Source organism: Bacillus sp. SN1, assembly GCF_002796895.1.
In the GTDB taxonomy this organism is placed as follows: domain Bacteria; phylum Bacillota; class Bacilli; order Bacillales; family Bacillaceae; genus Bacillus; species Bacillus inaquosorum.
Genome location: NZ_PHIE01000002.1, coordinates 75,241 through 88,812, shown reverse-complemented (window position 1 = coordinate 88,812; position 13,572 = coordinate 75,241). Strand labels below are relative to the sequence as shown.

Genomic DNA, 13,572 nt, shown 5'->3' with positions numbered 1-13,572 from the left:
GAAGAATAACACTCAGCTATAGATTTTGGAAAGGTGGAACTTTTTGAGATTTGCTATTACTTATGATAAGGCTCCCCACGATTAATCCGAAAAGCCCGATAAATCTGCTCAACTAGTATGAGACGCATCAACTGATGAGGAAACGTCATTTTCGAGAATGACAGCTTTTCATCCGCTCGCTTCATCACCGTATCACTTAATCCAAGTGATCCTCCGATGACGAAGGTGACTTTGCTTTTTCCATAAGTAGCCAGCTTATCTATTGTATCGGCTAGTTCTTCGGATGTTTTCATTTTTCCTTCGATGGCGAGGGCGATGACGTGGGCGTCGGGGCTGATTTTTGATAAGGTGCGTTCGCCCTCTTTGTCTTTTATGATTTTCATATCCTGGTCGCTTAGGTTTTCCGGTGCTTTTTCGTCCGGGAGTTCGATGATGTCGATTTTTGCGTAGGCCGAAAGTCGTTTGGTGTATTCTTCAATGCCTTGCTTGAGGTATTTTTCTTTTAGTTTTCCGATTGTCACAATATTGATATTCACAGGTCATCCCCACTTTAGAAACAAGTTATTCATATATATTGTCCACAATTGTGGATATCTTTTCTGTATTTTGTGTAAGATCATTCGTTCCCCACTATATATACTGCGGGGTCTCCACATAATTCACAGGCTGTGGATAAACTGTTAGTATGTTCGATTTTTCTGATTTCGGGCGGCAGCTCGTGGTCGTCTATGTACATATCCAGCACGGTTTCGATGTGTTCTTCACAGGAATAATACGTTTGTTTCATCTTCAAATCCTCCGATGGTTTCTTGCGTTTTTGCAAATATTCTCTTCCCAATATAACCTATTTATTCACATGTTAGTAGTGCTTCGGGCTGAGTTTTATCCACAATTCGACAAACAAGCTGTTGATGACTCTATTTCGCTCGTCTGTTAGTTTGGATGTAACCGATGTGTGGGGAGGTCTGCATTTGCGGCTCAAATGGGTTTGGCTTTTTGTGATCATGTTGTTGCTTGCTGGGTGTCAGCCGTCTTATTGGGTGTTGGAGAAGGATCGACTTGATGAAGTGACAGATATAAAAATGTACGTAAATGATCTTCAAATGCATGATGACGTGAAAGGATATCAAGTCTTCACCATATCAGAAGGCAAAAAAATGGTTGTGGTTTCTCTCGGAAGCAGCGAGAAAGAAAAGAAGCTTGAGGTGTCAGGCGTCAAATATTCACCTAAAGAAACGATTGTAACTGTGAAACGAAAGCCTGCTCCCAAGGCAAATGAGAAAAACCCTTATATTCTGATTGGACTGGACAAAATTGAAGAGGCGTTAATCGTACAGGATGAAAAGGGAAATCGCTTTGAAGAAATAGATTACCAGCAATAAAGCCGGCGTTCCGAGAACGTCCGGCTTTTTCTCTTATTTCAGCGTTCCATGCGGGTCGATGACGAATTTTTTGGCTGCGCCTTTGTCGAAGTCGCTATAGCCATTTGGCGCGTCGTCCAGAGAAATGACGGTGGCGTTGACGGCTTTTGCGATTTGCGCTCTACCGCTCAGGATCGCTTTCATCAAATTGCGGTTGTATGTCATGGCGGGCGTTTGTCCGGTGACGAAGGTGTGGGCTTTGGCCCAGCCGAGTCCGAATCGGATCTTTAATGAGCCTGTTTTGGCGTCTGCATCCTTTGCACCGGGATCTTCGGTCACGTATAAGCCCGGGATGCCGAGGATTCCGCCGACCTGGGTGATGTCCATGATCGAGTTCAGCACGGCGGCTGGCGCTTCTCCTTGATTGCCATGCCCGGATGCTTCAAAGCCGACACAGTCCACTGCGGCATCAACGGTTGGTTCACCTAGTATTTGTTCAATTTGCTCGCCGAGGCGGTCGTGTTTTTGTACGTTGACCGTTTCACAGCCGAAGCTTCTCGCCTGTGCCAGTCTGTCTTCGTTCAAATCGCCGACAATGACTGTGGAAGCGCCGAGAAGCTGGGCAGAGTGTGCAGCTGCTAAACCGACAGGCCCCGCTCCAGCGATATAAACGGTTGAACCTGTTTGCACGCCCGCTGTGTACGCCCCGTGGAAGCCTGTAGGAAAAATATCGGACAGCATCGTCAAATCGAGAATCTTTTCTAACGCTTGTTCTTTATCCGGGAATACCAAAAGCTGAAAATCAGCGTACGGCACCATGACGTATTCCGACTGGCCGCCGACCCAGCCGCCCATATCGACGTAGCCGTAAGCCGATCCCGGCCGATCCGGATTGACATTCAGGCACACATGCGTTTTCTGCGTTCTGCACATGACACAGCGCCCGCAGGCAATATTGAAAGGAACGGATACAATGTCGCCTTTTTTGATAAATTCAACATCCCGCCCCGTTTCAATCACTTCTCCGGTGATTTCATGCCCGAGCACCAAGCCTTCAGGCGCCGTTGTGCGACCTCTGACCATATGCTGGTCGCTCCCGCAAATGTTGGTTGTAATGACTTTGAGAATAACCCCATGCTCACATTTTCGATTCACATTCGCCTTCGGGACGCCGGGCCCGTCCTTCAAGATTAACTCCGGATACCCGATATCCTCCACCGCTACTGTCCCTTTGCCTTTATACACAACCGCTTTGTTTCCTGTCAACGCCATTCCTCCCATTCATGTGTTTGGACTCTGCGTCCTTGAACATGACTTCGGTTCGGCATGACCCTTTCCCTTTTTCACGACTGTTTTTTCTGTATTCTTACAACAACAAAGATGCCAAGAAAACAGCCGATAATGATTCCGAGGATGTCCAACCAATCTGCTTTACCTCCGTTTAACAGGAACATCGTAGCCGCCGAAATCAGACTGATGATAACGGCCAGAAGAATGACACGTTTGGTGTGCATATGATTCCTCCTTTATCTGCATCACTTTATATATTTATTTTACAACAATTAACACTTTGTTTTAAAAGGCCATTCGAGATTTATCGTTTTGAACCACGTTTAGATGGAGGCTGGACAACGTTCTATCATTGATATGTATCAAATTGCGTAACAGAAAAAAGAGACTTCACAAGTCTCTTCATAAACAGCGATCAGTCGAATAATAATTTCCTGAGAAATAATGTGACAACACTGGTTACTAACGCAATTGCAGTATAGAGCACAACCCAAAACATGAATGAACTGTTACCAGATGCTAATGTAAACAACAAAATGATGCTCGCCATTAGGACAATGAGCGGCGCCACCCAAAATCTCTTAAATAAAAAATGACCCGCTATACCAAATACACCTGCGATGATCGGAAAACCAAAAACGATAAATAACACGGCGATGGCTCCCATACTAACCTCCTTCACCTTAAAACCCCTTCATCACCTCAAAATCATACAGCTTCAAATGACTCTTCGGCGTCACGATCTCCTTTACCTTCCCAATCTCTTTTTCCTTCACTTTCTTTCCGGTTTTCAGACTGTATTGTTCAATGTATGCAGGCTGGTTGTACGTGTATGTGAAGAAATAGAGGCTGCTGCCTTTTTGGGTGATTTCTTTAAAATCGGCTTTCATTTTTTCTGGCGATAGGGCGAAGGCGATGCTTGTTTTTCCTGTCTTTGCATCGATTTTGTATACCTTTCCGAAGCCGTCAATGAAGTACAGGTACTCATCATAAGAGAAAAAGCTTTTTTTGAAGCTGAAGGGCATGGAGCTGTATATCGTTTGTTCGTCGTTTTTGTATTCGGCGATGTCGTGTAGCTCAACTTCGCCGCTTTTCTTGTTGATCTTGACCATTTGATAGAGATTGCGGGCTTTTTGGCCGCGAACCATAAAATAAACATCTTGATCGTCCACAGCAAGCTGGGATTCGACTGAGGCTCCTTCCCGGTACTGCCATTCCGTTATCTTGTGATAAGTGAGCTTCTTTTGATCTGCTTGAATCTGGAGGAGCTGATAGCCTTTTTCGTCAGCTGTCGGGATGAGTGCGTAAATGGCGCCGTTATGAAAACCGGAGGCTCGGATGTAGTAGGGGATGATGTCTTTTTTCCACTCTCCGTCCATCTGGCGGTACAACTCTGAACGGTACCCGTCTCCCTTTTTGTCGTAGCCGGAGTTGTATAAGGTGTAAAAGCCGTCCGTGTTTTGCAGAAAGCCTGCGCTGTCGCCTGTGTGCTGATAGGTTCTTTTATGGGAGATCAAGCCGTCTTTGATCGTGTAAATCGTGTTTTTATCCTCTAGCATCACACTGTCGCCGTGAACCTTGGCTGATCCCAGCTCAAGGCCCTTCATCTTAAAGGAAGACAGTGACCCGTCCCGGCCGATAAACAGGGCGTAGCTTTTCCCGCCGCCAAATGTATCTTGATCCGCAGAGGTTGAGAGATACAGCAAAATGTCCTTGTCATCCAGAAAATCAGGGTCTCTAAGATCCTGCTGACTCACCGCTTTATGGCTTGTGAGAGGAGAAATGAAGACAAATAGCGCGATTCCTGCGAGAATCAGCATGGCGATGGCGATCATCCACTTCTTCATATCCTTCTCCTTAGTAAATGGTCATGATGGTTGTCGTATAGGAAGAGCTGGTGATGTCGCGCGGATACACGCCTAAGCCTCCGTTGCTGTCTATATCAATGCCTGCTTTCAGCAAAAAGGCGGACCATAGGAGCTTTGAACAGTTTTTGGCGCCGTCATGGCCGGTATTTCTATTATTGACGAAGTTAAATGAGTATGGGTCGCCGACTTTTGATACCGCCCAGTCGGCAGCAGATGTTTTTTGAGATGAGGTGACGCTGACTGTTTGTACGATGGAGTTGTCTTCCACGTCTCTGGCATTGTAAGCGATCTGCCTGACGCCGTCGCTCGGGACAGATTCCACAATTTTGTCAGCGGCGGAGTACATGCCGACGTGGCCATGATTGTAGTAGGCTGTGTAGGAGTTGGTGTAATAGATATTGCCTTTCGCACTTGTCGGGAGTTTTTTCGTGCCGGACGACCCGCCCATGATGGACATGCCGCTTTCCTTGGCAAGCCGGTCTCCCTCAGCTTTATCAGCTGTGATTTCCTTATAGAACTGTTTCAGAATGACGTCTTGCTTTACGTGTTGCTGTTTGGCAATCTGGCTGGCGGACTTCATGATTTCTTCTGGTGTCGTGCCTGGCTGCAGCGCGGCGATTTCTTCAGCATAGTTTGTGGTCTTTACGGCTTTCGCGGGAGAAACAAACAGGCCGACGCACATTGTAAGCGCTACCAAAAACATTGACACCCGTTTCTTCAACTTCATTACATCTCCTCTTTTCTTGTGAATGTAGGAAAGGTGTTTTCCTCACCCACATTATATTAGGAAAATAAGGAAAGTAACTAGGTTATTTACAGAATTTTTAGAAATCATTTACAGAAGGCTGTCCGCAGAAAAAGGCCTTTATCAGGGCCCTTTTCGTTAAAGCTTCTTGCTCATCACCACGTCCGTTTCTTGAAATCCGGTTCGCTCGTATAGCTTCCGCGCCGTCTGATTATGGGCAAAGACGTGGAGGGATAGCTTCCGAATTCCCATGCTGCGAGCCGTCTGTTCTAAAGCCGTTAATGCTTGCTTTGCATATCCCTTGCCCCGATATGGTTCATATAATCCGAAATCGTAAATATACGCCTCCTTCTGCGGATGCTCCGGCTCAGCATGGATCCAAAGCCAGCCAACGCTTTCCTTTTCATTCAGCGTAAGGCTCCATACATGGTGATGAAGTGTTTCCAGACCTTTCGGAAGAAGATTAGAAAAGGTCTGCTTAGACAGATGCAGAGCGTCTTCAGGCTGCCATGTTCCCGCTTTTACCTTTTCTTCGGCGTAATGCTTTGTTGTGTACGTGAGATAAGACCGAAATTCTTCTGTCTGCATAGGGGTCAGTATGATTGTCATATCATCTCTCCTTCATATATTGACTAGAGGATTTTACATAAAATAGAAAGAGGTGTTACTATCAGAATAAGCAACTGAGATTGATAAGTCACTAGAGAAAGGAGTTTCACATGAATAAAATTGCACCCGCAGAAATCGCTAACATGCTCAACGATTGGTACCTTGCGATCAAGAAACATGAAGTTGAAGAGTCCGCCCGTTGTTTTGAAGAAGTGAAGCCTTTATTGGATGACATGGAAGAGGATCAGGAGGTGCTTGCCTACTTCTCCTTATTGGAACTGCGCCACAAGGTTTTGCTTCACGAAGCGAGAGGACAGGGCTTTCAGCATGAAGAGCCTTCCCATATGAATGCTACGTCAGACATGCTGAAATATTACTTTTTTCTGTTTGAAGGCATGTATGAAGCCTATAAAAATAATTATGACATTGCCATTGGGCTGTATAAAGAGGCTGAGCAGTATCTCGGCAACATCCCCGATCCGATTGAAAAAGCCGAATTTCACCTGAAGGTCGGAAAGCTCTATTATAAGCTGGGGCAAAATATTGTATCTCTCAATCATACACGGCAAGCGGTCAAAACATTCAGGGAAGAGGCCGATTATAAAAAGAAACTGGCCTCAGCACTGATCACCATGTCAGGCAATTTTACCGAGGTGGGCCAGTTTGAAGAAGCTGAAACGTATTTGGACGAAGCGATTAGGATCACGAGAGAATTAGAGGATCATTTTTTTGAAGCCCAGCTTTTGCATAACTTCGGACTTCTCCATGCGCAAAGCGGCAAATCAGAAGAAGCGGTCTCGAAATTAGAAAAGGCCTTACAGAACGAAGAATACGCCCGCTCTGCCTATTACTATCATTCTGTCTACTTGCTGATACGAGAGCTGTTTAAAATCAAAAAGTACGAACAGGCTGTATCTTATTACCAAGAAGCGAAGGAAAAATTGACTGTCGAGCCGAATAGAATATGTGAGGCAAAAATAGATATTTTATATGCCATTTATGCAAAAGGAGGTCATGCGGAAACGTTTCACTTATGCAAACAACATATGGATGATTTGGTGTCCGAGAAAGAGTATGACAGTGTAAGAGAACTTTCCATTTTGGCTGGCGAACGGTATAGGGAGCATGAGCTTTACAAAGAAGCTGCCCACTTTTTTTATGAAGCCTTACAAATTGAAGAACTGATCAAACGAACGGAGGTTATATAAATGAAAAAATTTCTGATTGGTGCAGGCGTCGCAGCGGTAATTTTATCAGGATGGTTTATTGCGGACCATCAAACCCATTCACAGGAGATGAAAGTCGCTGAGAAAATGATTGGCTAAATGAAAAACCCCCGCGGGATGCGGGGGTTTTCTTATTACAACAATTTCTTCCCTAGCAGGGATTCTACGAGCTCTACTGCTGTTTGTCCAGTCTTGTTTTCGTGATCAAGAATCGGGTTGACCTCAACGAATTCAGCTGAGGTGATGATGCCTGCGTCATACAGCATTTCCATAGCCAGATGGCTTTCCCGGTAGCTGATGCCGCCGACGACAGGGGTTCCGACACCCGGTGCGTCGTTCGGATCAAGTCCGTCCAGATCAAGACTGAGATGGACGCCGTCACATGCTGATAAATAATCAAGGGTTTCTTCAATCACCTTTGTCATACCGAGACGGTCGATTTCGTGCATCGTGTACACCTTCATGCCGCTTTCCTTAATATACTTGCGCTCTCCTTCATCAAGTGACCGGGCGCCGATGATGACGACGTTTTCCGGTTTGATTTTAGGCCCGTAGCCTTCAAGGTTAACCAATGACTCGTGGCCGATGCCAAGGCTGACGGCAAGCGGCATGCCGTGAATATTTCCTGATGGTGATGTTTCAAGTGTATTCAGGTCGCCGTGCGCGTCATACCAGATGACGCCGAGATTATCGTAATGCTTCGCTGTGCCTGCCAGCGTGCCGATCGCAATACTGTGGTCGCCGCCCAGGACAAGCGGGAATTTTTTCTCTTCGATGACTTGGTTGACCTTCTGAGCCAGTTTTTCATTTCCCGCCAAAACAGAATTCAGGTTTTTCAGTTCCTCGTCATTTTTAATCTTTTCGCGGTTGATCGGAATGTCACCGAGATCTTCAACCGTATACCCCATGTCTGACAGCCTCTCGATCAAATGGGCGTACCGGATGGCACTCGGGCCCATGTCCACTCCGCGTCGTGCTTGTCCTAAATCCATTGGCATTCCAATAACCGAAATCGTTTTATCCATCTGTGATTCCACCTCAACATATAAGATAATGTCCTATGCGGGTTATAACAAAGATGACTTACGGACAACGTTTTTAAAGCTCTAGCTGACGATTTGCCTGCTGGCGTTTTTTAATGACGACATGATAAATGATGTAGCAAATGACCATAAACGGTACGCCGCAATACAGCGCGATACGCTGCTCCGGATCAAATGCAAGACTGATGAGAACGACCGTATTTAACGTCAATCCGATCAGCGGAAGCGCCGGATACAGCGGTGTTTTGAATTTCAAATCTTCTACCTTGCCGCCTTCACGGATATATTTGCGTCTAAACATGATTTGAGAAAGCGAAATCGTAATCCAGCCTACCTGTGCGCTCATGCCCGCCAATGATAATAGCACCATATATACGGTTTCAGCCTGCGCAAATTTTGTCAGAAGTGACAGGCAGGCCACAGCCATCGTTACGATTAACGAGTACATCGGCACACCGCGCTGATTTGTTTTGCCCAGCGCTTTGAAGGCCTGTCCTTCATTCGCCATCGCGTACAGGATACGTGTCGATGCGTATAAACCTGAGTTCGCAACAGATAACAGCGCAATCAATATAACAAAGTTCATAATATCAGCGGCATATGGAATTCCGATTTGCTCAAATACGGCAACAAATGGACTTTCCACGACTCCCGCCTGTTTCCACGGAATCATGCCGGCAATGACAATGATTGAAAGCACAAAGAAGACAAGCGTTCTCCATACTGTCTGTTTGATGGACCGCGGAATCGTTTTTTCAGGGTCTTCACTTTCTCCGGCTGCAACTCCGATCAGCTCAGTTCCCTGGAACGCGAAGTTCACGGTAATCATCGTAATCAGCATTGCCTTTATGCCGTTCGGAAATAACCCGTCTTCATAAAAATGCGTCAAAAACGGCGCCTGCTCTCCGCCCTTCAGATCAATCAGGCCAAACATGGCGGCTCCGCCAAGAATAATAAATAAAAGGATAATCAAAATTTTAATGCCTGAAAACCAGAATTCAGATTCTGCAAAGGCTTTTGTGGTGATCGCATTTAATACAAACATCAGTGCCGCAAATACCAGACACCAGATCCACACGTCTATGTGCGGAAACCAACGTTGCATCAGCTGCCCCGCTGATAAGAATTCAATGGCGCATGTAACCGCCCAGCCGAGCCAGTACAGCCAGCCGAACGAAAACCCGAAAGCCGGGCTGATAAATTTTGTCGCATAGGTCTGGAAGGATCCCGACACAGGGTAGGCGACTGCCAGCTCTCCTAAGCAGAGCATGGTCAAAAACATGATAAAGCCTCCCACTAAATAGGACAGAACCGCGCCGAGCGGTCCCGCCTGGTTTATGGTAAACCCGGTTCCAAGGAAGAAACCGGTTCCGATCACTCCGCCCAATGAAATCATAAACAAGTGGCGTGATTTCATCGTCCGCTGGAGCTGATTTCCGTTATCCTGGTTAGTATTCACATTCTGCACCCCTTCAGCAACTTGTATTGGATCTAAGCTGGAACATCTACATGGTGCGTATCCCAGTTTGCTGTCCAAAGAGTCTCTATCTATTTAATATAAAATTCACTTCTTCTCATAAAGATACATTATACTAAAATACTGTAGCTGAGCAAATAGGGAGTGCTGATTTTTCTGTTGTAAATTTATACAAACGAAGTGAATATCCCGCCATGGTGCGGATTTATGCGTTTTGCAGCACGTGCTTAATTTTCTCTATCGCCCAATCCAAATCCTCTTTGGAAATGATTAGCGGCGGTGCAAAACGAATGACTGTATCATGCGTTTCCTTGCATAAAAGCCCTTCTTCCTTCAAACGCTCACAATACGGACGTGCGGCTTCCGTCAATTCCACACCGATAAACAGCCCTCTGCCGCGGACTTCTTTAATGACAGGGTTATCAATGCTCTCAAGCTCGCTTTTAAAGTATTCACCAAGCTCAAGAGAACGATCCGCCAGCTTTTCATCCTCCAGCACTTCCAATGAGGCGATAGACACTGCACATGCCAGCGGGTTCCCGCCAAATGTAGAGCCGTGTGAGCCCGGGTTAAACACGCCTAATATCTCGCGGTCCGCCGCAATGCATGAGATTGGGAACACACCGCCGCCAAGCGCTTTACCCAAGATATACATATCCGGAACAATGCCGTCCCAGTCACAGGCAAACGTCTTGCCTGTACGTCCAAGACCCGTCTGAATTTCGTCCGCAATAAACAGGACATTCTCTTCCTTACAAATCGCCGCTGCTTCCTGCAAAAACCCTTCAGGCGGAATGACAATGCCCGCTTCGCCTTGAATCGGTTCAAATAAGAATGCCGCTGTATTCGGCGTAATGGCCTGACGAAGCGCTTCCACATCGCCGTAAGGGATGAGTTTGATTCCCGGAAGCATCGGGCCGAATCCTCGTTTATATTCTTCTTCAGAAGAAAGAGATACCGCCAGCATTGTGCGGCCGTGGAAGTTCCCGACACATGCGATAATTTCCGCTTGGTTGTCTGCAACGCCTTTTACTTCATAAGCCCAGCGTCTCGCCGCTTTCACCGCAGATTCAACCGCTTCAGCTCCTGTATTCATCGGCAGAATCATCTCTTTGCCTGTCAGCTTAGCTGTTTTTTCGTAAAACGGTCCAAGCTGATCGTTGTGAAACGCGCGCGACGTGAGGGTGATTTTATCAGCCTGATCCTTCAATGCCTGAATGATTTTTGGATGTCTGTGACCCTGGTTTACTGCAGAATAAGCACTCAGCATATCCATATATTCATTGCCTTCCGGGTCCTTTACCCAAGCACCCAGCGCTTCAGAAATAACAATCGGGAGCGGATGATAATTGTTAGCTCCGTAATGAGACGTCTGATCAATAATTTCCTTGGATTTAGATAAAGCTGGCATATTTGAATTCCCCCTTGTTTTCTGTTTCCACATGTTATCCTGCTTTCCCTTTTTATAAATGCAAGTTCTGTGCCAAATCAAGATTTCGTGTGTTTTCTACAATTTTCGAGGACAAGGTGCAAAAACATTCTGATATTTCAAGCAAAAATTTCAGCAAGTGCAAAATTCTTTTGCATATCCCCTCCATTCTTTTATAAAATAGAAGCAATATTAAAAATAATTGAGGGAGGTTTATACAGTGGTCAAAGACAGCGAATTCCTCACATTGGTTTTTCAGAGCATTTTGGATGAAATCGATGTTGGCCTGCACGTGGTAGACGAGCATGGAAACACGATCGTTTATAACAACAAAATGATGCAGATTGAAGATATGGAGAAGCATGACGTCCTGAATAAAAACCTGATGGATGTGTTTATGTTTTCGAAACAACAGGACAGCACCCTGGTACAGGCTCTTCAGGAAGGCAAAACAATTAAAAATGTGAAGCAGAGCTACTTCAATAATAAAGGTCAGGAAATCACGACGATCAATCATACATATCCCATCGTCCAAGACGGCAAAATCAGGGGCGCAGTCGAAATTGCCAAGGATGTGACAAAGCTTGAACGGCTGATCAGGGAAAATATGAACAAAAAAGGCAGCACAACCTATACATTTGACAGCATTCTCGGCACCAGCCCGGCCATTCAAGACGTCATCGAAAACGCCAAGCGGGCAACACGCACATCATCATCTGTCCTTCTCGCAGGCGAAACCGGCACGGGAAAAGAGCTGTTCGCGCAAAGCATCCATAATGGCAGCGACCGCTCAGGGGGCCCGTTTATTTCACAAAACTGCGCGGCGCTGCCAGACAGCCTTGTGGAAAGCATTTTGTTTGGAACGAAAAAAGGCGCATTTACCGGCGCTGTAGATCAGCCCGGCCTGTTTGAACAAGCCCATGGCGGCACGCTGCTGTTAGATGAAATCAACTCGCTGAACCTGAGTCTTCAGGCAAAACTGCTGCGCGCCCTTCAAGAACGGAAAATCAGGCGCATCGGTTCGACAAAGGATACGCCGATTGACGTGCGTATTATTGCCACGATGAACGAAGACCCGATTGATGCGATTGCGGGTGAACGGATGCGGAAGGACTTGTATTACAGGCTGAGCGTCGTAACACTGATCATCCCGCCGCTTCGGGAACGGAAAGAAGACATTTTGCTTCTCGCGTCAGAGTTTATCCAAAAAAACAACCATCTGTTCCAAATGAATGTCGAACACATCAGCGAAGACGTGAAGCAATTTTTCATGTCTTATGACTGGCCGGGAAATATTCGGGAGCTTGAGCATATGATCGAAGGCGCAATGAATTTCATGACGGATGAGCAAACGATTACGGCTTCCCATCTGCCCTATCAATACCGCATGAAAATCAAACCGGCTGATACCCCAGAGCCTGAAGCACCAAGACACCAACCGGCCGCGGACTTAAAAGAAAAAATGGAGAGCTTCGAAAAATATGTGATTGAGAACGTGTTAAGAAAACACGGCCATAACATCTCGAAAGCTGCTCAGGAGCTTGGCATCAGCAGACAAAGCCTTCAATATCGGCTGAAGAAATTTTCCCACTCGCCTGCCGAGTAACAGCCCTATTCTGCGGCAGGAAGCCTGATCAGAAAAACAGTGCCTCTGCCGATTTCACTTTTGACGTCAATCGTCCCATTATGGCTGTCGATAATCGACTTTGTAATGGCAAGCCCCAATCCCGAACCTCCATATTTTCGGGAACGGGATGGGTCTGCCCTGTAAAACCGGTCAAATAAATGCGGCAAGTGCTCCGGTGCGATGCCTGTGCCGTTGTCCGCTATCATCAGCATGGCGCCGTCATCGTTTTTTTGCAGCGAGATGGTGATGGCACCGGTTTTCTCATCCGTATACTGCACCGCGTTGTAAACCAAATTCAAAATGACCTGTTTCATTTTATCCCCGTCAAACACCGCTTCAGCATGATCCTCAAGCAGCAGTTGCAGTTTTCTTTCTTTCGCAAGCAGACTGAGCTGCGGCTCCATTTCCCTTATAAGCGAATCGAGATCGCCTCTCTTCATTTCAAAGCTCGGCACCCGATCGATTTTTGCCAAAAACAGCAGATCCTCTATCAGCCGAGTGGCTCTCTTCGATTCTTCATACATACTATTCAGCGCTCTTTCTCTCTGCTCCGGCTGAAGCGCTGCGCCCCGCAGCAGCACTTCTATAAAGCCGTGTATGGATGTTAAAGGCGTTCTCAGTTCATGCGAAGCGTCTGATACAAATTGCCGGATGCGCTCCTTCGCTTCTTTTTCTGCTTTGAATGACGTTTCAATCCGCTCCAGCATGCGATTAAACGAAATGGCAAGCGTATCGATTTCCATTTGTTTTCGATAAACAGGAAGTGCTGACAGGCATTGCCTGCTGTTTCACGTGTAACACCCATCTTGTATTTTTCTTCATATTCGATATATCCTTTTTCAACTGAACGGGCGTGACCCTCGTTCAGTTTTTTTGCATAAAAAAGCAGTCTGGCAA

Annotated in this window: 15 protein-coding genes and 2 pseudogenes; 4 read left to right on the top strand and 13 right to left on the bottom strand. The window is 46.2% G+C overall.

Annotated elements, in window-relative coordinates; genetic code table 11:
* Positions 1-56: 56 nt before the first annotated feature.
* Together rlmH and CVV77_RS09195 are read right to left on the bottom strand one after the other, a co-directional pair.
* Positions 57-536 (bottom strand): 23S rRNA (pseudouridine(1915)-N(3))-methyltransferase RlmH, encoded by a 480-nt coding sequence (rlmH, locus tag CVV77_RS09200; protein WP_100275210.1) that lies wholly within the window; start codon positions 534-536, stop codon positions 57-59.
* Between the two features lie 80 nt (positions 537-616).
* Entirely contained in the window at positions 617-787 is a 171-nt protein-coding gene (locus CVV77_RS09195) for a CxxH/CxxC protein (RefSeq protein ID WP_003236479.1), read from the bottom strand.
* 184 nt (positions 788-971) lie between these two features.
* On the opposite strand from CVV77_RS09195, the gene CVV77_RS09190 reads away from it, so the two are divergent.
* The gene (locus CVV77_RS09190) at positions 972-1,382 is read left to right on the top strand and encodes a hypothetical protein (RefSeq protein ID WP_100275209.1); all 411 of its coding nucleotides are present in this window, start codon (positions 972-974) and stop codon (positions 1,380-1,382) included.
* A gap of 33 nt (positions 1,383-1,415) precedes the next feature.
* Here CVV77_RS09190 and fdhA read toward each other — a convergent pair whose 3' ends face one another.
* From fdhA to CVV77_RS09160, 6 genes are all read right to left on the bottom strand, one after another.
* Positions 1,416-2,642 (bottom strand): formaldehyde dehydrogenase, glutathione-independent, encoded by a 1,227-nt coding sequence (gene fdhA / locus CVV77_RS09185; RefSeq protein ID WP_100275208.1) that lies wholly within the window; start codon positions 2,640-2,642, stop codon positions 1,416-1,418.
* A gap of 62 nt (positions 2,643-2,704) precedes the next feature.
* On the bottom strand, positions 2,705-2,875 hold the full coding sequence (locus CVV77_RS09180; protein WP_100275207.1) for a hypothetical protein: 171 nt from the start codon (positions 2,873-2,875) through the stop codon (positions 2,705-2,707).
* A 191-nt stretch (positions 2,876-3,066) separates the two neighbouring features.
* Positions 3,067-3,318, bottom strand: coding sequence for a DUF2651 family protein (locus CVV77_RS09175; RefSeq protein WP_100275206.1), 252 nt, complete (start codon positions 3,316-3,318; stop codon positions 3,067-3,069).
* Positions 3,319-3,334: 16 nt separating this feature from the next.
* A complete protein-coding gene (locus CVV77_RS09170; protein ID WP_100275205.1) occupies positions 3,335-4,498 on the bottom strand; it encodes a hypothetical protein in 1,164 nt (387 codons plus the stop codon).
* 10 nt (positions 4,499-4,508) lie between these two features.
* Entirely contained in the window at positions 4,509-5,246 is a 738-nt protein-coding gene (locus CVV77_RS09165) for a YiiX/YebB-like N1pC/P60 family cysteine hydrolase (RefSeq protein WP_100275204.1), read from the bottom strand.
* Between the two features lie 156 nt (positions 5,247-5,402).
* Positions 5,403-5,873, bottom strand: a complete 471-nt coding sequence (locus tag CVV77_RS09160; RefSeq protein ID WP_100275203.1) for a GNAT family N-acetyltransferase — start codon at positions 5,871-5,873, stop codon at positions 5,403-5,405.
* Between the two features lie 110 nt (positions 5,874-5,983).
* On the opposite strand from CVV77_RS09160, the gene rapG reads away from it, so the two are divergent.
* Both rapG and CVV77_RS09150 read left to right on the top strand, forming a co-directional pair.
* On the top strand, positions 5,984-7,081 hold the full coding sequence (rapG, locus tag CVV77_RS09155; protein WP_100275202.1) for a response regulator aspartate phosphatase RapG: 1,098 nt from the start codon (positions 5,984-5,986) through the stop codon (positions 7,079-7,081).
* Positions 7,082-7,198, top strand: coding sequence for a Phr family secreted Rap phosphatase inhibitor (locus CVV77_RS09150; RefSeq protein WP_003219133.1), 117 nt, complete (start codon positions 7,082-7,084; stop codon positions 7,196-7,198).
* Positions 7,199-7,233: 35 nt separating this feature from the next.
* Here the strand turns inward: CVV77_RS09150 and rocF are convergent, their stop codons facing one another.
* The 3 genes from rocF to rocD form a co-directional block, all read right to left on the bottom strand.
* Positions 7,234-8,124: an arginase gene (gene rocF / locus CVV77_RS09145; RefSeq protein ID WP_003236498.1), complete on the bottom strand. Its 891-nt coding sequence runs from the start codon at positions 8,122-8,124 to the stop codon at positions 7,234-7,236.
* Positions 8,125-8,197: 73 nt separating this feature from the next.
* Positions 8,198-9,601, bottom strand: coding sequence for an amino acid permease (locus CVV77_RS09140; protein WP_084994074.1), 1,404 nt, complete (start codon positions 9,599-9,601; stop codon positions 8,198-8,200).
* A 223-nt stretch (positions 9,602-9,824) separates the two neighbouring features.
* Positions 9,825-11,030: an ornithine aminotransferase gene (gene rocD / locus CVV77_RS09135; RefSeq protein WP_033882758.1), complete on the bottom strand. Its 1,206-nt coding sequence runs from the start codon at positions 11,028-11,030 to the stop codon at positions 9,825-9,827.
* A gap of 238 nt (positions 11,031-11,268) precedes the next feature.
* Here rocD and rocR point away from each other — a divergent pair, with 238 nt between their 5' ends.
* Positions 11,269-12,654, top strand: a complete 1,386-nt coding sequence (gene rocR / locus CVV77_RS09130) for an arginine utilization regulatory protein RocR (RefSeq protein WP_003236508.1) — start codon at positions 11,269-11,271, stop codon at positions 12,652-12,654.
* A 5-nt stretch (positions 12,655-12,659) separates the two neighbouring features.
* Here rocR and CVV77_RS09125 read toward each other — a convergent pair.
* Together CVV77_RS09125 and CVV77_RS22355 are read right to left on the bottom strand one after the other, a co-directional pair.
* Positions 12,660-13,439, bottom strand: a pseudogene (locus CVV77_RS09125) (sensor histidine kinase); the annotation flags it as partial.
* 8 nt (positions 13,440-13,447) lie between these two features.
* Positions 13,448-13,572 (bottom strand): annotated as a pseudogene (locus CVV77_RS22355) (hypothetical protein); the annotation flags it as partial.